The 26,109-nt window shown below is 40.6% G+C and carries 24 protein-coding genes and 1 pseudogene; 9 read left to right on the top strand and 16 right to left on the bottom strand.

From position 1 onward, the window contains the following. Positions 1-9 precede the first annotated feature (9 nt). The 3 genes from E4N78_RS03375 (at position 10) to E4N78_RS03365 (ending at position 2,358) form a co-directional block, all read left to right on the top strand. Complete coding sequence (locus tag E4N78_RS03375) at positions 10-1,785, top strand: tetratricopeptide repeat protein (RefSeq protein WP_255811660.1); 1,776 nt, start codon at positions 10-12, stop codon at positions 1,783-1,785. A 61-nt stretch (positions 1,786-1,846) separates the two neighbouring features. Next, positions 1,847-2,005, top strand: coding sequence for a rubredoxin (rd, locus tag E4N78_RS03370; RefSeq protein WP_002670545.1), 159 nt, complete (start codon positions 1,847-1,849; stop codon positions 2,003-2,005). A 68-nt stretch (positions 2,006-2,073) separates the two neighbouring features. Next, a complete protein-coding gene (locus tag E4N78_RS03365) occupies positions 2,074-2,358 on the top strand; it encodes a hypothetical protein (protein ID WP_255811659.1) in 285 nt (94 codons plus the stop codon). A gap of 101 nt (positions 2,359-2,459) precedes the next feature. On the opposite strand, the gene E4N78_RS03360 is transcribed toward E4N78_RS03365, so the two are convergent. The 6 genes from E4N78_RS03360 to E4N78_RS03335 all read right to left on the bottom strand — a co-directional run bounded on the left by E4N78_RS03360 (position 2,460) and on the right by E4N78_RS03335 (position 7,207). Continuing rightward, complete coding sequence (locus E4N78_RS03360) at positions 2,460-3,143, bottom strand: P-loop NTPase family protein (protein WP_255811658.1); 684 nt, start codon at positions 3,141-3,143, stop codon at positions 2,460-2,462. 12 nt (positions 3,144-3,155) lie between these two features. Further along, positions 3,156-5,243: an elongation factor G gene (fusA, locus tag E4N78_RS03355; RefSeq protein ID WP_255811657.1), complete on the bottom strand. Its 2,088-nt coding sequence runs from the start codon at positions 5,241-5,243 to the stop codon at positions 3,156-3,158. A 251-nt stretch (positions 5,244-5,494) separates the two neighbouring features. Next, positions 5,495-5,965 (bottom strand): 30S ribosomal protein S7, encoded by a 471-nt coding sequence (gene rpsG, locus E4N78_RS03350; RefSeq protein WP_002670537.1) that lies wholly within the window; start codon positions 5,963-5,965, stop codon positions 5,495-5,497. Positions 5,966-5,975: 10 nt separating this feature from the next. After that, on the bottom strand, positions 5,976-6,350 hold the full coding sequence (rpsL, locus tag E4N78_RS03345) for a 30S ribosomal protein S12 (protein ID WP_002670535.1): 375 nt from the start codon (positions 6,348-6,350) through the stop codon (positions 5,976-5,978). A gap of 100 nt (positions 6,351-6,450) precedes the next feature. Then, positions 6,451-6,813 (bottom strand): nitrous oxide-stimulated promoter family protein, encoded by a 363-nt coding sequence (locus E4N78_RS03340; protein ID WP_255811656.1) that lies wholly within the window; start codon positions 6,811-6,813, stop codon positions 6,451-6,453. Then, on the bottom strand, positions 6,788-7,207 hold the full coding sequence (locus tag E4N78_RS03335; RefSeq protein WP_255811655.1) for a YbaN family protein: 420 nt from the start codon (positions 7,205-7,207) through the stop codon (positions 6,788-6,790). Before E4N78_RS03335 ends, E4N78_RS03340 begins: the two co-directional genes overlap by 26 nt. A 157-nt stretch (positions 7,208-7,364) precedes the next feature. Between E4N78_RS03335 and selA the strand changes: the two genes are divergently transcribed. Next, positions 7,365-8,711 (top strand): L-seryl-tRNA(Sec) selenium transferase, encoded by a 1,347-nt coding sequence (gene selA, locus E4N78_RS03330; protein WP_255811654.1) that lies wholly within the window; start codon positions 7,365-7,367, stop codon positions 8,709-8,711. 3 nt (positions 8,712-8,714) lie between these two features. Further along, entirely contained in the window at positions 8,715-10,673 is a 1,959-nt protein-coding gene (gene uvrC / locus E4N78_RS03325; RefSeq protein ID WP_255811653.1) for an excinuclease ABC subunit UvrC, read from the top strand. Positions 10,674-10,699: 26 nt separating this feature from the next. Here the strand turns inward: uvrC and E4N78_RS03320 are convergent, their stop codons facing one another. Then, the gene (locus E4N78_RS03320; protein ID WP_255811652.1) at positions 10,700-11,089 is read right to left on the bottom strand and encodes an Hpt domain-containing protein; all 390 of its coding nucleotides are present in this window, start codon (positions 11,087-11,089) and stop codon (positions 10,700-10,702) included. Between the two features lie 90 nt (positions 11,090-11,179). After that, complete coding sequence (htpG, locus tag E4N78_RS03315) at positions 11,180-13,102, bottom strand: molecular chaperone HtpG (protein WP_255811651.1); 1,923 nt, start codon at positions 13,100-13,102, stop codon at positions 11,180-11,182. A gap of 688 nt (positions 13,103-13,790) precedes the next feature. On the opposite strand from htpG, the pseudogene E4N78_RS03310 reads away from it, so the two are divergent. The 4 genes and pseudogenes from E4N78_RS03310 to E4N78_RS03295 form a co-directional block, all read left to right on the top strand. Then, a pseudogene (locus tag E4N78_RS03310) lies at positions 13,791-13,919 on the top strand (radical SAM protein); the annotation flags it as partial. 121 nt (positions 13,920-14,040) lie between these two features. Then, positions 14,041-15,237 carry an MFS transporter gene (locus E4N78_RS03305; RefSeq protein ID WP_255811650.1) on the top strand — a complete coding sequence of 399 codons (1,197 nt, stop codon included), beginning with the start codon at positions 14,041-14,043 and terminating at the stop codon, positions 15,235-15,237. Next, positions 15,221-15,853 (top strand): endonuclease III, encoded by a 633-nt coding sequence (gene nth / locus E4N78_RS03300; protein WP_255811649.1) that lies wholly within the window; start codon positions 15,221-15,223, stop codon positions 15,851-15,853. Before E4N78_RS03305 ends, nth begins: the two co-directional genes overlap by 17 nt. Positions 15,854-15,870: 17 nt before the next feature. Continuing rightward, complete coding sequence (locus tag E4N78_RS03295; protein ID WP_255811648.1) at positions 15,871-16,377, top strand: GNAT family N-acetyltransferase; 507 nt, start codon at positions 15,871-15,873, stop codon at positions 16,375-16,377. A gap of 26 nt (positions 16,378-16,403) precedes the next feature. Here E4N78_RS03295 and E4N78_RS03290 read toward each other — a convergent pair whose 3' ends face one another. The 8 genes from E4N78_RS03290 to E4N78_RS03255 all read right to left on the bottom strand — a co-directional run bounded on the left by E4N78_RS03290 (position 16,404) and on the right by E4N78_RS03255 (position 25,900). Beyond that, positions 16,404-18,020 (bottom strand): ATP-binding protein, encoded by a 1,617-nt coding sequence (locus tag E4N78_RS03290; RefSeq protein WP_255811647.1) that lies wholly within the window; start codon positions 18,018-18,020, stop codon positions 16,404-16,406. 180 nt (positions 18,021-18,200) lie between these two features. Beyond that, a complete protein-coding gene (gene prmC / locus E4N78_RS03285; RefSeq protein ID WP_255811646.1) occupies positions 18,201-19,193 on the bottom strand; it encodes a peptide chain release factor N(5)-glutamine methyltransferase in 993 nt (330 codons plus the stop codon). Between the two features lie 6 nt (positions 19,194-19,199). Next, positions 19,200-20,285 carry a peptide chain release factor 1 gene (prfA, locus tag E4N78_RS03280; protein ID WP_255811645.1) on the bottom strand — a complete coding sequence of 362 codons (1,086 nt, stop codon included), beginning with the start codon at positions 20,283-20,285 and terminating at the stop codon, positions 19,200-19,202. A gap of 226 nt (positions 20,286-20,511) precedes the next feature. Next, positions 20,512-22,494: a replication restart helicase PriA gene (gene priA / locus E4N78_RS03275; protein ID WP_255811644.1), complete on the bottom strand. Its 1,983-nt coding sequence runs from the start codon at positions 22,492-22,494 to the stop codon at positions 20,512-20,514. A gap of 19 nt (positions 22,495-22,513) precedes the next feature. After that, entirely contained in the window at positions 22,514-23,293 is a 780-nt protein-coding gene (locus E4N78_RS03270) for a uracil-DNA glycosylase (protein WP_255811643.1), read from the bottom strand. Positions 23,294-23,302: 9 nt separating this feature from the next. Then, positions 23,303-24,193 (bottom strand): SPFH domain-containing protein, encoded by an 891-nt coding sequence (locus E4N78_RS03265; protein WP_255811642.1) that lies wholly within the window; start codon positions 24,191-24,193, stop codon positions 23,303-23,305. Positions 24,194-24,266: 73 nt separating this feature from the next. Beyond that, positions 24,267-25,121: a methyl-accepting chemotaxis protein gene (locus tag E4N78_RS03260; protein WP_255811641.1), complete on the bottom strand. Its 855-nt coding sequence runs from the start codon at positions 25,119-25,121 to the stop codon at positions 24,267-24,269. Positions 25,122-25,132: 11 nt separating this feature from the next. After that, the gene (locus tag E4N78_RS03255) at positions 25,133-25,900 is read right to left on the bottom strand and encodes an oxygen-binding di-iron domain-containing protein (RefSeq protein ID WP_255811640.1); all 768 of its coding nucleotides are present in this window, start codon (positions 25,898-25,900) and stop codon (positions 25,133-25,135) included. Positions 25,901-26,109: the final 209 nt, after the last annotated feature.

The following is a 26,109-nucleotide window of genomic DNA, read 5'->3' as shown; positions in this document are numbered from 1 at the left end:
AATAAAAATGTGAGAACCTATAGAAAAATTTTGCAAACAATATACCCATTTCTCTTGTGTTTTCTCATTTTTTCTTGTGTAAGTACGCCGAAACCGCCTCCTGAAAGCGATTCAGGTGGGGGAATAACACAAAATGGAGGAAGTCTTAGACCTATAGGCGAGGGTACAATTCTTTCACTTCCGGGAAAAAATGAGCTTGTTGAAAAAAGACTCGATTCTACGCTCACATCTCTGATAGAAAAAGGCTCTCCTGAAAGTTTAAAGGAGGCTGTTCTCTTTATTCAAAATGACAGTAAAGGGCTTACAAATGAAAATAAGCTCTACCTAAAAATTATCGCCGATATTATGTACTTGGTATATCCTCTTGAAACCAATGGAGAAAAGCCTGCCGTCTCAAACGAAGATGATACTTATTTACAAATACTAAAAGATGTAAAAAAAGGGCTATATCCCGCCTCTGCCGGCAAAAACGGTTTTTTAAGTCTTATACTTCCTACTCTTGTTTTAACTTATGACGATTTTTCAGAAACATCTATAAGCCCCTATAAAGATGACATAGAAGAAAGGCTCCTTTCAGCTAAAGCACTAAAACCTCAGGCTGTTCTACCCTATTACCTTTTAGGTCTTTTAAAAGAAAAAACAAACAGCTTAAATGAAGCTGTCGGTTTTTACCAAAAAGCTTGGTATCTTGACTCCTCATGTTATCCGGCAGGCCTAAAATACGGGTACTTTGCTGCAGAAGCAGGAAACGGAGATGAAGCTTTAAAAATAGCGGAAAATTTATCGGCACGCTATAAAGAAAACACGGAAGTAAAACTCTTATACACGCAGGCCTATATAGCAAACAAAGATTGGAATAAGGCATCCGATAATGTCGTATCCATACTAAAAAAAGAACCTGAAAATATTTCAGCTCTTCTTTTGCGTATAAGAATATTGATAGAACAAAAAGAATATCTAAAGGCCAATGCTCTTTTAGACGCATACTCGACAAAAAACAAAACATCAAAGTATTATCTACTGTACCGGTCCCGCGTTACACGCGAATGGAGCAAAAACCTTATCCGAGCTTCGGAATTTTTAACGGAAGCTTATAGATACTATCCTGATGATTTTAATGTACTTTTGGCCTGTGCAGAAATATGCTTTGAAGCATCAACTCAAATCGATTCCAAGCCGGCTGAATTTTTTATTAGAAAAGTGCTGGAAAACTATCCTGAAAATACGGCAGCCTTATCTCTTTTAATAAAAAATGATATCAACAACGGAAATTGGAATCAGGCCGTAACATCTGCTGCAGATCTGGTAAATAAATATCCAAGCGATACAAACAAAGAACTTTTATTAACCGCATATTTAGGAGCCGGTCAATCTGCACAAGCCTTAAGCCTTGCAAAACAGCTTTATGCCAATAACAAAAATCCTTCAACAAAATTTATCAATCTTTATATAGAAGCTCTTTATGCAGCAAAAGAATACTCAAGTATAAGCCAAATAATAAATCAAAAACTTAAAGGAGCGGATTCGGACCTTAAGTCTATCCTATATTATTACAGTGCAAAATTAGCTCAAAACAACACAACAGAATACTTGAATTTTTTACAATCAAGTCTTTTATCCAATCCTAGAAACAAAGATTCTCTTTTTGCAATGTATGAATGGTATTTAAAAACTAAAGATTATAAAAAAGCAAAATATTATCTTGGTCAAGTAATTGCCTTAGACCCTTCAAACAAGAATATAATCAAGTTATCCGAAAATCTAAATAAATTACTTGCCGATTAACAAAAAAAAGTGTATTATATGAAACATAGAGTATTTTATCACATAATTTAAGGAGTATGAAATGGACAAATATGTATGCGATTTGTGCGGATATGTGTATGATCCGGCCTTGGGCGATCCTGACGGCGGAATTGCACCCGGAACGGCATTTGAAGATATACCTGATGATTGGGTATGCCCCCTTTGCGGAGTAGGAAAAGAAAGCTTTACAAAGGTATGATGCCTTAAAACTCAAACTTGAGCCGGTCTTTAGACTAAGACCGGTTTTGTTTTTTAATCGGAGATGTTATGGAAATAAACGATTTTATAAATACAATAGGATATGATGGAAATTCAGCCATAGTAGATAAGGCAAGACTATCAAAAAATTCAAACAAAAACCTTGATCAACTTTTAGAAGCTGGAGCTTTTAGAGCTGCAGCAGCCTATGCGGTTTATACCGAATCGGAAGAAGACCTTCAAAAAGTAGCGGATGAATATAACAAACTTTCCAATTCAAACTATAAAAAAGAACAAATCAGAAGACTTTTCGGAGTCTCTAAGGTTGAGGTAAAAAGAAGACTTATCTGGTAAGCACCGGTTTTTTCTACTTAATCTTTATAATCAATTATGGAAAATCAAAAAGCCGTGAAGGGGTACTACCTTACACGGCTTTTTATATAAAAAACTAGGGATTATTTTTCACTTAAAAGCATGGTTTTAGCATCAAAAGAAGAGCCGGTATCGGAAGCTCCCTTTCCGTGTTCTTTTAAAGCCTTAATCTTTATAAAATCCCCGTCATTTTCGAGATAGAGAAGCACATCAATCTCATCAATGTACTTTTTTAAACTCTCATCAACTTCAAAAGATGTAACATCTGCAGCAGCGGTATACCAAACGGCAACACCCATTTCCTTGGCAAAGGCCTTCATGTCCTTCATTGCTTCGGGCAGAGCCTTTGCAAAGTTAAAGTCGTCAATCATAACTACTGACGGCTTTGAACCTCCTTCGGACAAAGCCCTGATTGTCTTTAAAATCTGAGTAGTTCTAACCGTATCTTGGTTAAAGTTTAAGACAATCCTCTTTGCAAAGGCTTGAGCCTTTACTTCCTGAGCATTGCCGAGGTTCTTTTTCTTTGCAAGCTCGTTAAACATGTCGTTATACCAAGTTATGGCATAGTCTACATGCTGACTGAACGATATATGAACAACAGGTTTGTCCTGTAAGAGTTTATCCAAACCGAACTGAACCAAAATAGATGTTTTTCCTACACCCTTTTTTGATGTAACAACACCTACCTCACCTGCTGCCAAGCCGCCGCCGAGAGCTTTTTCAAGTTTTCTCATCGGGCTTTTTTCAATCAAATCTTCTTTAAGCATTACAGAGCCTCCTTATTTTTTTTCTGCAAGCCGTTTAGCTTCGTATTCTTTTATCAGTTCTTCCGAAATACTTGCCGGAGCCTTGCCGTACTTGGCAAATTCCATAGAGTATTCAGCCTTTCCCTGTGTTGAAGAACGCAGGATGGTAGAAAATCCGAACATTTCGCTTAACGGAACTTCGGCGTCTACACGGGTAAAGTTATCATCTTCCGTCGATGAAATAATAATTCCTCGTCTTTGGTTTATAAGACCGAAAATATTACCTTGGAATTCCTGAGGGCCTTCGATAGAAACCTTCATAATGGGCTCAAGAATTGCAGGTTTTGCAGCCTTGTAAGCCTCACGGAAGGCTCCGATTGCAGCAGCTTGGAAGGCCATATCCGAGGAGTCTACAGGGTGGGACTGTCCGTCATTTATAGTAACCTTAGTTCCGACAATCGGGAATCCGATGAGGGTTCCTCTTTTAACGGCTTCTTTAAAGCCCTTATCGCAAGAAGGTATAAATTCCGAAGGAATTGCTCCTCCCTTTATCTGATTGTCAAACTCATAATCTTGCTCAGTGCAGGGCTCGATAAAGCCTGCAACACGGCCGAACTGACCGGAACCGCCTGTCTGTTTTTTGTGAGTATAGTTAAAGTCTGCTCTCTGTGTAATAGCTTCTCTGTAAGCAACCTGAGGCATACCTGTTTCAACATCACACTTATATTCCCTCTTCATTCGCTCAATATAAACTTCCAAGTGGAGCTCACCCATACCCTGAATAATGGTCTGGTTCGATTCCTTGTCTACATAGCTTCTGAAAGTCGGGTCTTCTTTTGTAAAGCGGTTAAGAGCCTTGGACATTTGATCGGCAGCCTGCTTATCTTTCGGTGTAAGAGAAAGAGAGATAACGGGATCCGGAACATACATGGAGCTCATTGCATAGTTTAAGTTTCCTCCGCAGAAAGTATCTCCTGAAGCACAGTCAATACCGAAGAGGGCTACAATGTCGCCGGGACCGCCTTCGTTAATATCTTCCATAGTTGCAGAGTTCATTCGAACCAAACGGCCTACCTTAAACTTCTTTTTAGCGCGGGTATTAAAAAGCTCCTCACCTTTCTTTAAAGTTCCCTGATAAACTCGGACATAGGTAAGCTGTCCGTATTTTCCGTCTTCAAGTTTAAAGCCTAATGCAACTACCGGAGCATTTTCATCCGTACCAAGAACGACCGGCTTTTCATTTTCATCGAGATCTAAAGCCGTATTTTCGATTTCTGTCGGATCGGGGAGATAATAGCCTACGGCATCCAAAAGGGGCTGGATACCCTTATTTTTATAAGCTGAACCGAGGAAGACGGGAACAAACTGCTCTGCAAGGGTTCCCTTTCTGACTGCAGCTCTTATCATTTCTTCGGTTTCGGCACCTTCCAAAAAGGCTTCTGCCAATTCATCGGAAAACATGGTAGCGGCATCAATCATTTCTTCCCTGTATTTTTGAGCATCGGCTAAAAGATGCTGCGGGATTTCTGCCATGCGGATTTGGGTACCGTTTTCGCCTTCAAAATACATAGCCTTCATGGTAACAAGGTCTACAACGCCTTCAAGCTTGTCTTCCAAACCTATGGGAATCTGCATCATATAAGCATTGAGTCCTAGTTTTTCCCTAAGCTGCATTCTAACTTTAAATGGGTTAGCGCCGGTTCTATCGCACTTATTTACAAATGCAATTCGGGGAACATGGTAGCGTTTTAACTGTCTGTCAACAGTTATCGACTGGGACTGAACGCCTCCGACAGAACAAAGAACCAAGATAGCTCCGTCCAAAACACGCAAAGAACGCTCTACTTCGATTGTAAAGTCTACGTGTCCGGGAGTGTCAATTACGTTAACCGTATAATCCTTCCATTTAACCTGAGTTGAAGCCGACTGAATCGTGATACCTCGTTCCTTTTCAAGCTCCATATTATCCATCGTAGCACCCACACCGTCCTTTCCGCGGACCTCGTGTAAAGCATGAATTCTATCACAATAAAAAAGAATTCGTTCAGAAAGAGTAGTTTTACCGGAGTCAATGTGTGCACTAATACCGATATTTCTCATCTTAGAAATATCATTACCCATAATCAATACCTCATCTTTATAGATTTTTAGGAGGAAACAGGCAGTTTCTCCTAAATTTTTTTTATAAAAACCGAAAAGTTTTCAATACTTTTCAAAATATAAGACATTCGAGTATAATAAAAAAAACAATAATATACAAGGGGGTCGATTAAAAATGTACATCCTTGTACATCCTGAGTATATTTTTCATCCGCTGTCCATGGCGGATAAATATAAAAAAAGGGAGTCCGTATTCCGAACTCCCCTTTGTACTACCACCTGAAGTGTGCAAAAGCTTTGTTTGCTTCGGCCATTCTATGAACTTCTTCTTTCTTTTTGAAAGCTGTTCCAGTGTTGTTGTATGCATCGATCAGCTCTGAAGCCAATCTTTCGGACATCTCATGACCGCTTCGCTTTCGGGCAGCACCGATAATCCAGCGCATAGCCAAGGCTTCTCGCCTTCCTTCCGGAATATCCATAGGAACCTGATAAGTGGCACCTCCAACTCGGCGGGATTTTACTTCAACAACGGGTTTTACGTTGTCCAAGGCTTTCGAAAAAACGGCCAATGGCTCTTCGCCGGTCTTTTCCTTGATTTTATCAAAAGAATCGTACATGATCTTTGTAGTAATGCTCTTTTTACCTGAAAGCATCATCCTTCCGATAAAGCGGGTAACTACCACGCTATTGTACTTGCTGTCGGGAGCAACAGGGCGTCTTGCAGTAATTTTTCCTCTACCCATTTTTAACCCCCTAAGCCTTGGGCCTCTTGGCTCCGTACTTGGAGCGGCCTCGTTTTCTGTCTTCTACACCGAGAGCGTCTTTAGTACCGCGTATAATGTGATAGCGTACACCCGGGAGGTCCTTAACACGTCCGCCTCTTACGAGAACAACAGAGTGTTCCTGCAAGTTGTGTCCGATACCGGGAATATAAGCGGTTACTTCGATTCCGTTACTTAAACGGATACGGGCAACCTTTCTTAAGGCCGAGTTCGGTTTTTTAGGCGTAATCGTCTTAACGCTGGTGCAAACACCGCGCTTTTGGGGGCAAGACTGCAAGGCAGGACTCTTTGTCTTAACTGCAGCAGATTTGCGGCCCTTCTTTATCAATTGATTAATTGTAGGCATAAGCCTTATCTCCTTAATTTATCCGCCAGCACTACGGAATATCAGAAAGTACAGTATAACATAAATTTTAAAAAAAAGTCAATGCCGTAAAAAGGCGTTTTTAATTAAATCTTTTCGGAGGCTTCGGAGGATGCTTTTTTGCATAAATCGTCTTAAAAAGATGCTTTAAACTTAAAACGGGATGTTTAAATAAAAGCCTCGGCCCAGCATATCTCATTACCTTTTTAATTTTTTCACGCATATCGCTTTTATAGCAATGAATAGGGCAGACATTACAAAAAGGCTTTTTTTCATTATTTCTTCGATAGGGACAGGCTTCAATCCTTTTAGATGCATACAGAAGAAGCTCATCAAGTTCATCATCACTCATTTCCCGTCCTTTAAAAGAGCGGTACATGTTTATCATAATAGCAATGAGCTTTTTTTCTTGTTCTTTTTTATCTTTCTTCAACACAGCCCGCATCTGCTTTTATTGCCGATTTTTCTTCAGCAGAAAGAGTTTTTATCCTAAAGATAAAAACATAATATTTAGCCAAAAACACACAGGCTATTAAGATTCGGGCATAGGGCTTAGCCGAAAAATAAAAAGCGGCGGCAAGCATGATTGAAGCAAAGGAAAGTATGATAATCTTGTTTTTTAGAGCCATGCCCTTTTTTTCGTAAAAGCTTTGAATGTATTTTTTATGAAAAGAGGTACCCATAAACCATCTTTTTAACCTTTCCGAGCCCTTTGCAAAGCATACAACTGTTACCATAAAAAAAGGCGTTGTCGGTAAAATAGGTAATATGATACCCAAAACACCTAAGACAAAGCATAAAAAACCTAAAATAATCCAAACGATATTTATCACTTTCATAGTATAAACCTTTAGTAAGACACAATTTACATTATTTTTTTATTTTTATCAATAGCATTTTTAATAAATTTCGAGTTTAGCCCCTATCTATTCTTTCAAAAATAAGCAGAAATACACATTCCTTGACAAGAGAGGCTTTCTATCCTATACTTCACCCATGGCAAAAGAAAATACAAATCCGCTTGCAAGGATTCCGCAAGTTGAAAAACTTTTAAATGAAGATATATTAAAAAACACGGCAGCTCTTATTGGACGGCCATTTGTCGTAAAAAAGGCCTCGGAGTATTTGGAAGACATACGCAAAAAGGCAAGGGCCGGAGGAGATGTTCCTTCACTTAAGGCTTGTGCCGAAGAAATAAACAAACTGTGCAGGCCCATAATCCGCACAAAAATTACGCCCGTAATAAATGCAACGGGAATAATCCTCCATACAAACCTCGGCCGCTCTCCCCTGCCTGAAAATATTTGGGACAGGGCAAAGGAAACGGCTTCTGGCTATTCTTCTATCGAAATGGATTTGCGGGACGGAAACCGCGGAAAGAGGTTCGAGTTTTTAAATGACTGTATGAGCCTTTTGACCGGAGCCGAGGATGCCCTCATATTGAACAACAATGCGGCGGCTGTTTTTTTAATGTTAAAGGCTCTCGCAGGCGGAAAGGAAGTCATAGTTTCCCGCGGTCAGCAGGTTCAAATAGGCGGAGGCTTCCGTATCCCCGAAATTTTGGAGATGGCAGGCTGTAAGCTCATCGAGGTCGGCACAACAAATATCACAAGCCTTAAGGACATTCAAAAAGCAATAAACGAAAACACGGCCATGGTGCTTTGGGTTCATACCTCAAACTATAAGATACGGGGCTTTACGGAGCAGCCTTCAATTTCAGAAATCAAGGCTATCCTTCCGCAAAACATAATCCTCGCAGTGGATCAGGGCTCGGGAAACCTATCCTTAAACGTTCCCGAAGAGCCTACGGTTTCTTCTATTATAAAGGAAGGAGCGGATTTGGTTTGCTTTTCGGGAGATAAGATTTTGGGAGGGCCGCAGGCAGGCTGGATTGCCGGCAAAAAAGAACTCGTCCAAACCGTAGCTAAAAATCAGCTCATGCGTACCTACCGAGTAGGCAGGGCAGTAGCAAGCCTTATGCAGGAATGTCTCATCCTCTATTTAAACGGAGGAGAATCGGCAGCTCAAAGAGCTCTCCTTTTAGATCAAAAGAAAATAAAGAAGCGTGCCGAAAAAATAATTGCAAGTCTAAAAAGCGGAGCCGGAGAATTGGTGCAAAAAAACTTTTCCCTGGGAGGAGGCAGCACCCCCGACACGGGCTTCAGCTCTTGGGCCGTAAAACTAAATACAAAAAAGCCTTGCGAAAAACTAAAAACGAATTTACGCGAAATGCCGATCCCGATAATAGGTTTTATCGAAGAAGACTCTTTTTATATTCATCCTGCAAGTATCGAAGAAAAATATGATGAATATGTAATCGAGTCTTTAAACAAGTGTTTGTAAAAGATGGCGGAAATTACTACGCGCGAAAAACTGCATACGGTTGCTCTCTCGGCTCCGAAAACGAGCGGGGTTTATCTTTGGAAGGATAAAGCCGGAACGGTCATCTATGTCGGAAAGGCTAAATCTTTAAAGAACCGCCTCAGCTCTTATTTTACATCGAACAGGGATATTAAAACCCGAATTCTGGTTTCCCGTGCCGAGTCAATCGAGTACATTCAAACCGAAAACGAGTATGAAGCCCTCCTCTTGGAAAATACTCTAATCAAAAAACATAAGCCGAGATACAATATAAATCTAAAAGACGGGAAAACCTATCCCGTCTTAAAATTAACCAATGAAGAATTTCCGAAAGTTTACCGCACTCGGAACATTAAAAATGACGGTTCAAAATATTTCGGGCCATTTCCGAATGTTTCAGCCGTCGATATGTTTTTAACTCTTATAAAACATAATTATACCCTGCGTCAATGTAAGCGATTAAAAAAGCGGGAGAGTCCTTGCCTTTATTTCCACATCGGAAGATGTAAGGCTCCCTGCTGCGGCAAGATAAGTGCAGAAGAATACGGTAAGGATATAGAAGAAATTACCCTGCTTTTGGAAGGCGAAATGGGAGATGTTTCCGGCACCTTAAAAGAAAAGATGAAAGAGGCGGCAGAAAAAAAAGAGTTTGAAAAAGCCGCCCGTCTCCGCGACGGAATACAGGCGGTCTATGCTCTCCGCGGACAAAACATAGTTCAAGACATGGACCCCGAAAGCCGCGATTATATCGCATGGGCCTTTGAAGGAGCCATGGTCAGCATAGCCGTTTTAAAGATGAGAAACGGACGGCTTGTCGGCCGCGACCTTTACCGTTCGCACAGCTTAAAAGAAGAAGGAGAAATTCTATCCGAATTTATATCGGCTTATTACACTTCGGCAAACGAAGTTCCGCCTAAAATATTTATCCCGCAAGCTGCCGAAGGAAACGCCCTCATCGAAAAATGGCTTAACGAGGAACTTCACGCAAAGACAAGGATAAGCATTATTCCATTAGAAAAAGAAAATCTTGCAGCAGAAGAAACACCAGCGGCAGACACAAACAGTCCTACCGAAATTGAAGAAGCGGCTTCCAAAACAATCGGCTACGCCGTTAAAGAGCCCGCACCTTTGACAGCCCAAGAAGAAAGGCTGAATCTTTCTCCGGCTGAAATTAAACACCACAAGGCGGCATTGAAGATGGCTCGCTTTAACGCAAAAGAAGATGCTATGCGCCGCCTAAGAGAACAGGGAGATTTTGCCGCTGTTGAAGACTTGCAAAAAAGGCTTAACCTGCCCTGCCTTCCGCAGCGTATCGAAGGCTTCGACATTGCTCACCTCGGCGGCACATTTACGGTCGCTGCCCTGATTTCTTTTAAAGAAGGGAATCCGGACAAAAAGAATTACAGAATATTCAGGTTAAAAAATACTGACGGCATAATCGATGACTATGCTTCAATGAGGGAAGTAATAGCCCGCCGCTATACCCGACTTCTCAACGAGGGTGCAGACCTCCCCGATCTAATTCTTATAGACGGAGGCATTGGGCAGGTAAATGCTGCAAGCAAAATTGTAAACGCCCTCGATCTCGGCATTCCGGTTATCGGCCTTGCCGAAAAAAATGAAGAGGTTTATTTTCCGCATAATTCGGAACCTATCATCTTGCCTCGAAGAAGCGATGCCCTCCGCCTTCTCCAAAGAATCCGTGATGAGGCACACCGCTTTTCAAACACAAGGAACAATAAACTCCGCAGGGCAAACAAACTTAAAACCGAATTTGAAAACCTCCCTCACATTGGAAAAAAGAGAGCCCATGTTTTGTTAAAAGCCTTCGGCAGCACGGAAAACCTAAAAACGCTAACGGCCCAAGCTCTTTCCGAAACCGCAAAGATTTCTTTAAAACAAGCAGAAGAAGTTTTGGAAGCGGTGAGGGCGACCAATAAATAATAATTGAAGAATTACTTAAAAAAGCTTTAAGCGATAACCGTTTTCATTTCTTCTAAAGTATTAGCATAATTTTCTTTAAACTTTGCAAAAAAGCCGTCAAGCAATTCAATGTTTGCAGGGCTTTTAATATTTGAAGGTTCAACCAAAAACTTTTCGATATTTTTTGCAGAGTCGCCCAAGATGTTTGCACCGACCGTATAGGAACTTCCCTTTATCTTGTGAGCCGTTTTCCGTACATTTTCACGTAAAACATCATCACTTAAAACAGTTTCGGCACTTGCACTTAAGAGAACATTCAACCGATCTATTTCAGCCTCATCTTTTTCATAGGCTTCGATAAAGGTTTCAAGTAAACTCATATAGATTTCCATGTCCCCGTCCACAAGTTCCATCGCCGCCGCTTTATCTAGATACATATCGCCTCCTATAACATGAAGATAAACAGCTCGGCAGAATCCATGCCGAACTGTTTATCGCTTCCCTAATAAAAAAAAACTAAATAAAATCTATTTTAAGTTTGTCATCAGCCTGTTAAGCCTTTTTACAAAGTCAACCGGAGCCTTTAGCTCTCCGCTTTCGACCAGGAGGGCTTGTTCCAAAAGGAGGTTGGACATATCTTCTACAAATTCTTTATCCTTCGAATCCTTTAATTTTTGAACCAAGGGATGATCGGCATTTACTTCCAAAATCGGTTTTACGGCACTTGTATTAAACTGCCCCATAGCCCTCATCATTCTTTCCATCTGCAAGCTGGGATCGGTTTCGTCCACAACTATACATGAAGGAGAATCGGAAAGGCGTTTTGAAAAGCGTACCTCTTTTACCTTATCGCCGAGTACCTCTTTAATCTTTTCGAGTACGGGCTTAAAGTCCTTTTCTTTTTTTTCGGCTGCTTTAGTTTCTTCTTCGGTATTAAGTTCCTTGTCGGAGCCGGCTCTGTTTGCCGCCTTTAATTCCCATTCCTTGTATTTTCCCAATGAAGGAATAATTATGTCGTCAATCTCATCGGGCATAATTAAAACTTCAAAGTCTTTTTGTTTGTAAACTTCAAGATGAGGAGATTGGCGCAAGGTCTTTTCATCTTCGCCTGTAATGTAATAGATAGCCTTTTGATCGCTTTTCATTCTCGAAACATAATCGGCAAAGCTGGTCCACTCATCTTCTTTTACTTCGGGCGAAGTTGTCTTAAAGCGTACCAAGTCGGCGAGTTCTTCCCTGTGCTCATAGTCGCTGTACAAGCCTTCTTTTAAGGGGCGGTTAAATTCGGCGATGAATTTATTGTATTTTTCTTTGTTGTTTTCGGCGAGCTTTTTAAACTCTCCTAAAAGTTTTTTAACCGAAGCATTTTTAATGTTTGAAAGAATCCTATTTTGCTGCAAGATCTCACGGCTTACATTTAGGGGTAAATCTTCGCTGTCTATAACACCGCGCACAAAGCGGAGATATGTGGGCAGAAGTTCTTTTTCATCATCGGTAATAAAGACCCTCTTTACAAAGAGCTTAACGCCGGGCTTATAATCCGCATGGAACATATCGAAGGGTGCTTTCGACGGAACATAAAAGAGGGTTGTGTATTCTTGAGTTCCTTCCGCCTTTGTGTGCACATAGAGTAGAGGCTCTTGAGAATCGTGCGAAAGGGATTTATAAAAGTTAAAATAATCTTCTTCTTTTAATTCCGATTTGGGCTTTTGCCAAATAGCTCCGGCATCGTTTATCTGTTCGATTTTAAAGGCTTCCGATTTTACTTTTCCCTTATCGTCATATTGCTTTTCGGTAAAATGAAGATAGATTGGGAAAGCGATGTGGTCGGAATAGGTTTTAATTATTTCTTCAATACGCCAACGGGTAGCATACTCCGAGTCCTCATTATTTAAGTGAAGAATAACACAGGTTCCGTTTGCTCCTTCGGGTACATCATCTATTATGGGGAAGGCCGTATCGTCAACCTTTTCCAAGTCGTAGGCTCCCTTTCCGTCCGAAGTCCATTTCCACACATCGTTTTCTCCGGCTTTTTTGGAAATAACGTCGATGGTAGAGGCTGCCATAAAGGCCGAATAAAAGCCTACACCGAACTGACCGATAAGGTTGGAATCTTTTTTATCGGCAGCAGCAAGCTGATCTAAAAAAGCCTTTGTTCCGGATCTTGCTATCGTTCCCAAATTATTTTTTAGGTCTTCCTCGTTCATACCCAAGCCGGTATCCCGCACGGTAAGCGTATTGGCCGTGTCATCAAAACAGATATCGATTCTGGGCTCGAATTTAATCTGCTTATAAGCCTCATCGGAAAGGGTTAAATACTTTAACTTGTCTAATGCATCCGAAGCATTGGAGACAAGCTCCCTTAAAAAGATTTCCTTGTTTGAATAAAGCGAATGAATAATGAGCGACAAAAGCTGGTTCACTTCAGTTTCAAACTTGTACTGTGCCATATCAACCTCCAAAAAAATAAGCTTAAGGGATTTTCAAATCCCGAGCATTGTTTTTTACGCACTTTCGTAATGAAATGAGAAAGTGCATATCATATTAAAAGTTTTGCCTCGTGCAAAACTTTAAGGTCAAACCAAGCGACGCCAATCTCAGGAGCTTGGGTTGAACAAACCTCCAAAATAAACCGCAAAGACGCAAAGAGCGCAAAGGGGTATTTAAAAATGTAATATTAAATCAATATATTAAAGGATAATAAATTATCGGTAAAAAGGCAAGGGGAGGAAATTTTATCCGAAAACTTAAATAATTTTAAAAAACACTAAAAAAATCTTTATTTATGCCGATATTACCAATAGTAAGTGTATTTGGTTTGTACAATAGAGCCTTTTATATCCGAATAATTATGCAAAATCTCCAAGCTTATTAGTGTACATAATATAAAAAGTTGTAGGTCAAGCATGTATAATAAAATTCAATCTAACCAAAGGTCTAGTGTGGATAAAAATTCGTATGAGGATAAAACTCCGGAACAGATTTTCCTTGAGCAGCGAGCAGAACTATTTTTAAAAGGAGCAAAGAAATATCCTCAATGGTTTCGATATGGACTAAAAAGATTCAATCCTAAATTTAAATATACCAGAAATAATTTCAATAAGAACAAATAAATGTGTTTTTATGTTATAATATCTCATGCACTTTGTAAAAGCAAAAGGAATCTTATCTCCTAAAAACGGAATAAATATTTATCGGGGCTGCTCTCATGGCTGCATTTATTGCGATTCAAGAAGTGAATGTTATCAAATGACTCACAGCTTTGAATATAAGCAGCAATCTCAATTGGAATTTTTTTAATAGTTGAGAATATCCTGTGAGGAATTTTAAACAAAACACTCCGCCTTGACTATTCTTATAAAAAACAATATCATATCGATAATTCCTTATGAAAGATCTACGAAAAAGAACCTTTAATGTTTCAGGCCTTAGTTTCTTGGTTTATTCTCTTTCTTCCATTGCAATCTCAATATGCCTCGTAAATATTAAAAGAGACTTAAATTTTTCGCTTACGGAAGCGGGATTATTCGGAATGCTTTGTGCTATCGAGCAGATGATAATTCTTTTTATAAGCCCCATCTTTGCTGCCAAATTCGGCAAGATAAAAGTTTTGCGCACAGCTCTTTTGATATTAACCGCAGGGCTTTTTTCCTTTTCAAAAAGCATAAACTTTTTTACTGCTCTTTTAAGCGCTCTTTGTATGGGCTTGGGCGTTGCAAATATGGAAGCCCTGCTGACTCCCATAGTAAACGATTTATATCCGAACGATACCGGTGCAAAGATGAATATGATGCATGCCTTTTGGCCATTGGGAACTTGTTCCGGTCTGATAGGTTTCGGCTATCTTCTTTCGATAGGAATAAACTGGAGATACATTTACATAGGCCTATCTATTTTTGCTCTATTGATTTGTTTTTCCTATCCTTCATCAAAAAAAATAAAACTTCCTCCTTCGGACGGAAGCAAGGCTGCCTTTAAAGAGATATTTTCCCTGCCCTCCTTTTGGCTTTTCGGCCTATCCCTTTTCTTTGCAGGAGGCGCCGAAGGAGCTTTTGCCTTTTGGTCGGCTACCCTAATTCAGCTCTATTTAAAAGCCTCTGCCTTTTATGCAGGAATTGTAACGGCGAGCTTTGCTCTCGGAATGTTTATCGGAAGATCCTTAAACAGCAAGGTCTTAAAAAAAGTTTCCATTCAAAAAGCGATAATAGTTTCTTCGATTGCTTCATTTATAGTCAGCCTATTATTTGTTTTTGTAAACTCGCTTTTCGGTTTGGCTGCCTTTTTATTTTGTATGGGTCTTTGCCTTGCATGCCTTTGGCCGACAATCCAATCCTTTGCCGCAGCCATCCTTCCGGTAGATGCAACAGCCCTTATGATTTTTTTATCCTGCTTCGGAGTTCCCGGTTACAGCACTGCAAGTTTTATCATGGGCATAGTCGGCGATAAATACGATTTGTTCATTGCATTTATCACGGTAGTACCAGTCTTTTTAATTTTGGTTCCGATTCTTTTTATCATGGGATGCAAGCTGTCGGGTTCACCTAAGCTAAAACCGTTAAGGAAAAAAAATGAATTTATTGGATAAAGATAAAATCGAAGAAGTATACCGCCGTTTCAAAAAAAATAATCCTAACCCGAAAGGAGAATTACATTCTACAAATATTTTTACCCTTTTGGTAGCGGTGGTACTGTCTGCACAAGCGACTGATGTCGGCGTAAATAAAGCAACGGGCCTTTTTTTTAAGGCAGCCGATACGCCTCAAAAAATGATAGAACTGGGCGAGGAAGGAATTCGCGAATACATCAAAACAATAAATTTATATCCGACGAAGGCTAAACGTATTTTTGAATTAAGCCGCATAATTCAAAATGAGTATTCAGGAAGGGTTCCAGATACAATGGAAGAACTTATAAAACTTCCCGGAGTCGGCCGCAAAACCGCAAACGTAGTTTTAAATATGGGCTTCGGAAAACCCGCAATCGCAGTAGATACCCATATTCTCCGGACAGCTCCGCGCATAGGCCTTTCATCGGGCAAGACTCCGATTCAAGTTGAAGAAGATTTACTTAAAGTTACTCCAAAAAAATATTTACTAAATGCTCACCACTGGATTCTCCTGCATGGGCGATATATCTGCAAGGCCAGAAAACCCGAATGTGAAAACTGTTTTTTGTCCGATATCTGTATGAAGAATTTATAATAAAAAGGAGAAAAACAATGGTCAGACTTGCAGAATTAAAGGACTTATCAAGAGTTGCAGAAATAAATGTTTACGGTTGGAGAAATACTTATAGGGGTATCGTCGACGATAATTTTTTGTTTACTGAGCTGTCGGTTGAAAAATCTATCGAGCGTTTAAAGGAACAAGTTAATACTCAAAACAGTACATCAAAATTCTATGTTTATGAAGATGACAAATACGGAATAATAAAAGGGATGATGCGTACGGGAATGTGCCGGGACAACGATAAGCCTGATAGTTTTGAACTTATGGCTATTTATGTAGAAAAAGCTTTTGAAAGGTCGGGAGTAGGTTCAAAATTAATTACTCATTTTCAAAAAGAAGCAAAAGAAGCCGGCATACATGAATTATGCATCTGGGTATTTCAAGAAAACCGGATTGCAAGAAGTTTTTATGAGCATAACGGCTTTAAGCCGGACGGCAAAACACAAGTCCATGAAGATTTGAAGGCTCCCGAAATGAGATATGTAAAAACAGTTTAAAAGCATTATCTTTTTAATCGGACGGGCTATAAGGCTTCCGCTTCCCAAGTACTGGCAGTTTCTTCATCTATACCGTCGGCAAAAACAGCACCTATTAGAACTATCTTTTTTCCGCCCGTCTTGTAGGGTTCGGCATAGCCTTTTTCTTTTATCTGTTGAATAGCTTCTTTAGGCGTACCCGAATTCATCAGCTTAAACTCAAAGATGTAGACCGTATCATTCGTGTGAACTATACAGTCAGCCCTGCCTTTTGAGCTTACTACTTCGGTTTGAACAAACTGTCCCATCAGGCTAAAGATTATATAAAAGGCTATCTGATAATCTCTTTCCCTCATCTGAATATTTTCTTTTGAAGCCAAGCTGTAGGGAAGCCCGGCACAGGCAGTATACATTCTTTTCATAAAAGATTCGATATCGCCCTTCTCGATGGCTCTTACAAAATTCCCTATAAATAAACCGCTTGAATCCTTTGAGATTGAAGTGTAAGCGGGAACAAGGTTATCTAAAAAGCCGTATTTTACCTCATCATTAGGAAAGCCCAGTTTGTACAAGTCTAGTCTTTCATCATAATCTTTTAAGGTAAGATAGCCCGATTGGAATAGAATAGGTATAGGGTTATTCATATCGGGGCGGTAATCCTGTAAGGCGTTTTCACTCATTTCGGCATCTTCTAAAATATCGCGGATCGATACATCTTTTTGCTTTTCTAAGGTTCTGACCAAAAAAGTAGGGGTTCCGGTCGAAAACCAATAAGAGCTTGTTTCCTTTTTTATAAAGGCATTAAGCAAACTAAAGGGGTTGTATACGCTCTCTCCTTCAGGATGAAAAAAATATCCGTCATAACGCTTTTTTAGAAGAGCAAGAGTTTCTTCATAACTTAGCTTAAGATTTTCCGCCAAGGCTTCAATTTCGGGTTTAAAAGATTGCTTCAATTCGATTTCAGTGATACCGCAGATATCTGAATAATCTTTTTCGAGAGATATGTCCCTCAAATTGTTTAGATCGCTGAAGATACTGACTTTACTGAATTTGGTAACCCCCGTTAAAAATGCAAAACGGAGATACTCGTCGCATGATTTTATTACACCGTAAAACCCCTTTAAGATACGGCGGTATTCTTCATTTAGAGGCTCATTTATAATCATAGTTTCAAGGAGGGGTTTATCGTATTCGTCTACAAGGATGACCGCCTGCTTACCTGTTTTTTCGTAGGCCTTTTTTATTAGGTTTCTAAAGCGGTCAGGGATATCGAGACCAGAGCTCTCGTAAAGTTGTTCATATTCATTAAAAAATGAAAGGAGACGGTTTACAAGCCCCTCCTTTGAATCATAAATCCCTGCATTAAAATCCAAGTATAGAACGGGATACTTCACCCATGCTTCTCTGCCTTCTATTTGAGCGCGCTTTTGTTCCGCGCCTTCGATATAGAGCCCTTTAAAAAGCTCTTTTTTGCCTAAAAAATAAGCCTTTAAGGTAGAAAGAAAAAGGCTTTTTCCAAACCTTCGCGGACGGCTTAAAAAAAACACACGGCTTTCAGCTGCAAGCTTTACCACATATTCGGTTTTATCTACATAAACAAAACCGTCATTACGCATAACCTCAAAACTTTGAACGCCTATAGGCAATCTTCGGATACCCGACATTTTCCACCTCTCATAAAACCTTTTTGCAAGGATTATTAAATCCTGAAAAGAGTTTTTTCACGCAGTTTGTTTACAAACTGCATACAATAATGCGATGTTTTGTACTCAATGTACAAAACTCGTTAGATAAACAGTGAGGCTGAATTTCTGCCGAACTGTTCATCATACATCCTTAATCCATTATATCATATTTTTTAATTTTGTGCACTCTATGACTCGGTCACTGCCTGCAAGGTCTTTATGAATTTGAACTTGCGAAAAACCTGCGTTTCTAAAAATCTCGGCAGCTTGGGCTGCATGGTATTCGCCTACTTCAACAAAAAGTTTCCCGCCGGGGTTTAAGCTTAAATAAGAATTTTGTGCCAAGGGCGGAATTAAGTCCAGCCCTTCAATACCGCCGTCAAGGGCAAGGCGGGGTTCAGAGCGGCCGTCTTCTAAAAGGCTTTCCGTAAGCTTTGACGGAACGTATGGCGGATTTGCAGTTATCAAATCGTAGCTTCGTTTTGACTCCGGTACGCAGGGAAAAGAAAAACGCAGATCGGCTCTTACTGCAAGAACCCTCTTATAAAGAGATTGAGGCAAAAGAGAATCCATATTCTTTTTACAAACTTTTAAAGCCTCTTCCGAAATATCCGCAAGAACTAAAAAAAAACTTTTATCAAAATAACTTTGCATTCTTTGTGCCCTCTGCGGTTTATCAAAATTATTTTGTATAAAAGCAATTTCATAAAGCTCCGCCGTAAGGGATAGGCCTATACAGCCTGTCCCCGTGCAAATATCCAAAACAAAGAGAGACTCATTTTTTTTTAATTTTTCCTTTGCAAAATTCAATGCAAGCTCTACCAAGGTTTCGGTGTCGGGCTTGGGGATAAGCACATTTTCATTTACATAAAAAGTTCTCCCGAAAAAATCTTTTGTTCCGGTTAAATAGGCAATGGGGAGACCTGAACTTCTCTTCTTTACAAAAACTTCAAACTCATTTTTGTAGGGTAAAAAATCAAAATAGGAATGAGACAAAAGCCATGAGCGTTCTTTTTTTAAAAGATGAGCTATCAAAATATCGGCATCAAAGAGAGCCTCATTCCTTCCGTATCCGTTCCTTTTTAAAAGGTGCGAAGAAAGGAAGGAATGAGCAGCAAAAAGACGGGCATCCTTTACGGTAAAAAAAAGCATTGAGCCTTATTTATGCTCCAAGTGATGGTCTGCGGCCTTCATCATTTCTTCGCGGGCGGCTATACAGAGGGCATCGATTAATTCGTCGAGGGCACCCTGCATGACCGCATCCAATTTGTAAAGGGTTAAGTTAATGCGGTGATCGGTTACGCGGTTTTGCGGAAAGTTATAGGTGCGGATACGCTCGGAGCGGTCGCCGGAACCGACCTGACTTTTTCTGTTTTGAGCCCGTTCTGCCTGCTTTTTACTTTCTTCCAAATCATAAAGGCGGCTTCGCAAAACACGCATAGCCTTTGCCTTATTTTTAATCTGGCTTTTTTCATCCTGACAAATAACGACAAGGCCTGTGGGTATGTGGGTAATGCGGACTGCCGAGTCCGTGGTATTAACGCACTGACCGCCCGGGCCGCCTGCACGCATAACATCGATACGCAAATCTTCTTGATTGATTTCGATTTCGGTTTCTTCGGCTTCGGGCAAAACCGCAACGGTTACGGCACTTGTGTGAATGCGGCCTGAGCCCTCCGTTTCAGGAACACGCTGAACGCGGTGAACGCCCGACTCATAGCGGAGACTTCCGTAAACATACTTTCCTGAAATGGAAAAAGTAATTTCCTTGTAACCGCCGAGCTCGGTTTCGTTTAGGGACAAAACCTCGTACTTCCAGTTTTTCATTTCGGCATAGTGGGTGTACATTCTAAAAAGGTCGGCCGCAAAGAGGGCAGCTTCATCTCCTCCTGTACCGCCGCGTATTTCCATAATAATATTTTTTTCTTCAAGAGGATCTGGCGGAATTAAAAGCATCTTGAGATCGGCCTCGCTTTTTTCAAAGGCGGCTTCAAGAGAATGCAGCTCTTCCCTCGCCATCTCTTTAAGCTCGGCATCGCTTTCTTCTTGAATGAGAAGCTTGGAATCTTCTATCTGCTTTTCGATAGAAAGATAGTTATCGTATTCTTCCATCAATTTTGAAAGATAGGAGTGTTCCCTCATGGTTTCTTTATATTTTGCAACATCTTTAATAAGGTTAGGGTTTTCAACTTCTTTTTCGACTTCGACAAGTCTGTTTCTTAAATTATCCAATCGTTCTTTCATAAAAATTCCTTGTACTGAGGAATGAGTATAACAGTTTTTAAGGAAAATGTATACCGCTTAAAAAATGTACATCCCTGTACATTTTTTAAGCTTCGAGTTTTGCCTTACGGCAAAACGTCGCTAGCGTGAAACCACCGGCAGCCAAAAAACAAAGCTATTTTTCGCTCAAGAGCTCTTCTACAAGGTAATCATCGCTCATACAGTGCATATCGGAAATTCCTTTGCTTCACATAAGATTGACCGGATCGGTGTCGACCTCGATGTAGATGCCTGTCATAGGTTTATATTCTTTTACAAAACGGGAGGTGGCGGTTTGGATTAGGGGGAAATTTGAAGAGCGGAGCAAAATCTGTTGGCGGTGATTTCCGGCTATCATCGATAGGACACATTCCGAGGGTCCCATTATTTCGGCTTCGTCTTTGTTTTGTGAAGACAGAATATATTTTAGAATGTTCGCGGCACCTTCTGCGGCCAGCTCGGCTTTTTTTAAGTCCTTGCTTCTAAAGACCAAACGAATCAGACGCTTAAAGGGCGGAAAATCCAAGAGCTTTCTTTGCCCGAGTTCATATTCATAAAACTTTTCGTACTCGTGATTTTTTGCACAGACAATCGAAGGATGGTTAGGCTTTAGGGTTTGAATAATGACAAGCCCGTCCTCGCTGAACCGCCCTGCCCTTCCTGCCGCCTGAGTGATAAGTGCGAAACTCCTTTCGGCGGCTCTAAAGTCGGGCATTTGAAGCCCCGTGTCTGCAAGGATAATTCCGACCAGCCTTACTTTCGGAAAATTCAAACCCTTTGCTATCATCTGAGTTCCGAGGAGGATATCTATTTTCCCCTCCTTAAAATCTTTTAAGCGGTTTTCAAGACTGTTCTTTTTGGAAACAGTGTCGGTGTCAATCCTCGCAACCGTGCAATCGGGGAAGGAGCGGGAAACTTCTTCTTCGATAAATTCCGTACCGACACCGGCATAGCCTATATCGAGGGAATTACATTCGGGGCAAAGAGAAGGCGGCCTTGCCTGCATTCCGCAATAGTGGCATTTCATTACATTTTCACTTTTATGAAAGGTCATCGGCACGGAACAGTTTTTGCAAAGCATCTCATAGCCGCAGGAACGGCATCGAAAAATATGGGAAAAGCCCCGCCTGTTCAAAAAAAGAATTGTTTGTTTTCCTTCATTTTTGGTTTTGCGTATTTCGCTTATAAGCCTGTCGCTCAAAGCTCCCTTTAAGCCGGAAATATTTTCTATTTCGATTTGAGGAAGGCTTCCGCCTGCAAGTCTTTTTGAAAGGGAAAGGAGTTTGATTTTTTTGTTTTGAATCATATTCCACGCTTCAAGCGATGGAGTTGCAGAGCCCATTACCACGGGGCAATTATGCTTTACGGCCAAGTACATCGCAGTCTGGCGGGCATGGTAGCGGGGCACGGAACCCGACTTATATGAAGCATCATGCTCTTCATCGATTATGATAAGGCCTATGTTTTTAGCAGGAGCAAAGACGGCACTCCTCGCCCCGACAATCATCAGGGCTTCTCCCCGTCTTATCCTCATCCATTGGTTAAGCCTTTCGCTTCCCGTAAGGCCTGAGTGCAAAACGGCAGCCTGAGAGCCGAAGCGTTTTACGGCCGCACTTATGACCTGATGGGTAAGCCCTATTTCGGGAACAAGGTAGATGACGGCCTTGCCTTCTGCGATTATCTTTTCGGCGGCCTTTAAAAAAACTTCCGTCTTCCCTGAACCGGTTAAGCCGTATAAATAAAAGAATTCTTTTTTGTTTGAGTTTACGATTTTTTCGACGGCATCTTTTTGTTCATCGGAAAGAGAAAAATTCTTATCTTCAAATTCGGCTCCCCATTTTAAGTTTTCAAAAGAAACTTCTCTTTTTCCCGAAGGAAGAATTGCGGAGAGTGCTTCTCCGAAGCTGCATATATAAAAGTGCGAAATCCAAGAGGCAAGTTCTATCTGTGCCTGCCCGAAAATTGTTTCCTTGTCGACCACTCGTTTAATCGGCTTTATTTTATCTTCTCCCACAGGGCTGTCTTTAGGAAACACCTCGGATTCTTCTATTATAAAGCCTATCAAATTTCTTGAGCCGAGTTGAACAGAAGCCCTCTTTCCGACAAGGCTTCCGCCGTCTTCTTCTATGTTTTTATAGGTAAAGCTTTGGTAGAGTGGAAGATTAAAGGCAAGAGTCAGCCATTTTGCCATAGGTGCCGCCTAGTTATTCTCAATCAATTTGTTGAGGCAATTCATTGAGGCGGGAACGGAAGAGTTTTAGGTCTTCCCATGCAGGGCGTTTTAAGTTGACATCTCTCAAAAGAGCACTTGGGTGATAGGTCGCCATCAGCGGAATGTTTTGGTATTCAAAAAACTTGCCGTGCATCTTGCCTATTCCTTCCTGGGTTTCCAAGAGGTTTTGAAGAGCTACCCGCCCAACCACAAGAATCGCCTTAGGCCTTATCAAAGCAATTTGAGCATTTAAATAATTTCTGCACGCAGCCGTTTCATCGGGCAGAGGGTCGCGGTTATTTGGCGGTCTGCACTTTACAACATTTGTGATATAACAATTATGGGTGCGGTATAATTCGATAGCGGCAAGCATCTTATCCAAAAGCTGTCCGGCCTTACCGACAAAGGGACGGCCTTGTGCATCCTCATCGGCTCCCGGCCCCTCGCCTATGACCATTACTTCTATCTTATTATCAAAATTGGAAAACTCGCAAGGCCCCTCGCCTGCAACCGTGTTATGCCGCCTCTCGCATAGACGGCAGGCCTTACAGGAAGCAATTTGAGCATAGACCTTTTCAAGAGTTTCAAAACCGCTTTCTGCATCCGAATCGCTTAAAGGAATTGTTAAGCCGTCCGCTCCTTCCCTACCGGAGAGAACCGTCTCCGGGAGAACGGTATCGGCAAAATCGGGATATTCTTCATCGGTTTTAAAACCCGATAGATATTCCGAGGCTGTGCGGAAAAATGTGTATAATGTTTTTTTTTCTTCGGCTTTCATCGGTAAAAACTATTGCCCGCTGACCTGAGCGCCGCTCATCTTAGCTTTAAGCTCGCGCAAGGCCTTGAGGGTTTCGCTCGCATCGCTTCTTGCTACGGCCAAAAAATCGATGAGCTGAGGATATTGCTTTAAAAGCTCGCCCCATTCTTTTAGATCATTCATTCGGAATTTTGAAGAGGCAGCGGATTTTCCTTCTTCAATCATAAGGTCGGTAAAGACCTTGCTCCTTGCTTTTTCATATTCCGAATAAACATCTCTTATTGTCGTATACAGTTTTAAATCGGGAATTACAAAATCGGAAGAAAGCTCAACCGAAACAATTTCAATTTCGGTATTCTCCTTGCCTTTTAGATCCGAAGTGATTTTATCGTTAAAGGCTGCATATTGAAATTTCAGCTTTTCATATTCTTCAGGATTGGATAAAAAATACTCGATAAATTCGTTTGCGGATTTTTGAGCGGCTTCTTCAACTCTTGTTCTAATAAAATCGTCCAAATCGCCTTGGGTTTTTATCGAAGCGTTTTTAACAAGGCTTATTAAACTTTCAGGCTTTACTGAAGCCGAAATCTTTAGAGCAAACTTCCAGCGGAAATCGTTTTTTTGTTCCATCACCAAACCGAATTTATCAGCAGAAGGAAGGGCACCTTCATTTTTATACTCAATGTCTTGGGCTTTTAAATTAAAGGTAAGAATTTTTGAATTGGTCGGGACAAGCCTCTCCCATCGCCACATAAATTCGCCCGGAATAATGAGCCTGTCGTGATAGCCTCCCGACTTTGAAAGCATTACGCCGTAAGATCCGGCAGGAACTGAAAACTGCATCCACCCGAAAAAAAAGGCGGTACCTCCCAAGGCAATCAAAATAAAAAGCCAAATTAAAAATGAAGTTCTTTTTTTCATGATATAAGAATAATAGCACAAGAAACTCAATTTTTCAAGAGGCCGATGAAAATCGGTTATCCCCTTCTTCATTTTAATTTTGCTGCAGCAAGGTTCCTAGATGTTCATGGCTTGTTTGGACTGCATCAAGAATTGTCGAAGTGTCATGTAAAAAGTTATCGATCTTCTTTAACGACAAAAAGCCTTCCCTTATGGTAATATCCTGTTCTTTTATGGAAGCGGTTATTTCGGCCAACGAAAAACCTGCATCTTTAAGGGTTGCCGAGTTTTCATCCAAATTAGCTAATACACCGTTAAATGATTTTCTGAATTTTGAAAAAAGTTCTATAAAACCGGTCATACTATTGTTTATTTCATCAACCGATTTATTTAATTCTTCCAGTTTTGATTCGATTTTTTTTGCAAAATCTCCGGTCTGGGTTGCGAGAGAGCGCACCTCATTCGCAATAATTCTAAACCCGTTTCCGACACTTCCGGCACGGGCGGCTTCAATTGAAGCATTGATTGCAAGAATACCGGTCCTTACGGAAACATCTTTAATACCCGACAGCATATCTTCAACTTCCGCAGTCCTGTCCTTTAGCACCTCAAAAGCGGAAGCTGCATTTTCTGCATTTTTCGCAGTGGCTTCAACTTCCTCAACCCTCTCATGAATTTCTTCTTGAATTACGGTTCTTCTTTTTAAAACATTAGAAAGCATTTCATCTACATAATTGGCATTAGATGCAGAAGAGCTGCTTTCCTTTTGTATTTCTTCAAAGGCGGAAAGGATAGTTTCAAACTTCTCCTGCAAATTATCCATAGATTCTTCAATAATTTTAAATGAATGAGAGGTTACAAAATCAAGAATAACGCCTTTGTTATATTGTACAACAATCTTATCGATTAAATCACTAAAATTATCGGCAATGTTCTGTTCATCAGCCATAGAATCTCCCATTAGAATAGGTTTTCGATATAATCCGTACCGCATTTTAAACCGGAAAGCCAATTTAAAAAATTATTTACCTGCTCATCCTTATATATTGCGCCATGCTGCGGAGCTATCATAACCGGCTTTAAACGGCGTATCGTTTCAACCCATTTGCTGACAATCTTATTGGAAGCCATATACCTGACATGAAAGCCTTCAATCAAAGGAATGTGCTTTTCAAAATCTTCTACAAAGGAAGGTTCATCGTCATCATCAAAAACGGCGGCTCCTATATCCCCGCTAAAAAGAATACGGGAGCGCTCATCATATAAACCGAACTGTCCGGGAGAATGCATAAAATGTGAAGGAATACACCTCATATTCGAGCCTGAGGGAAGCGATATACTCATCCCTTTGTCAGGTATCGGAACTATTCTCGAAAGATCGACTATACCGAAGTGAGGCATAAATCGAACCCAAAGCGAAGAAATATATATTTTCGCCTTGGTAATGCCCAGCCATAAAGCTATACCCGAAGAAACATCGGGGTCTTGATGTGAAAAGAAAATAGTATCGATTTTATCCACGGAAATAAAGCGGCTTACAGCAGTAACAACTCTGGAAAAAAGATGTACTCCGCCCGGGTCAAGAAGAACGCCCCGCCCCCTGTCTATAATAAGGTACTGCATTGTCTGCACAGCACCCTTTCTCTGTTTGCTCTCCGAGCCCAGCCATATAAATTTATGATCTGCATCTTCATATAAAACAATACCGTCAATACCGTTATTTTCCATATCAAAACTCCTTATTTCGAGTCAACTAAAATTTACAAAATACAATATATCAACAATTGAGGCAATTTACAAGTATTTTATAAAAAGAAATAACAGTATTTTTATAGAAAAATCAACAACCCCGACGCAAGCATCGGGGTTGTTGTTCTCATAAGGTGGTTGCAGTCGGCTTTAATACCCTTTGTTACGACGCAAGCGTCGGGGTATTA

The organism is Treponema denticola (assembly GCF_024400535.1).
GTDB classification, from domain to species: domain Bacteria; phylum Spirochaetota; class Spirochaetia; order Treponematales; family Treponemataceae; genus Treponema_B; species Treponema_B denticola_C.
This window is presented reverse-complemented; position numbering and strand designations above follow the sequence as displayed.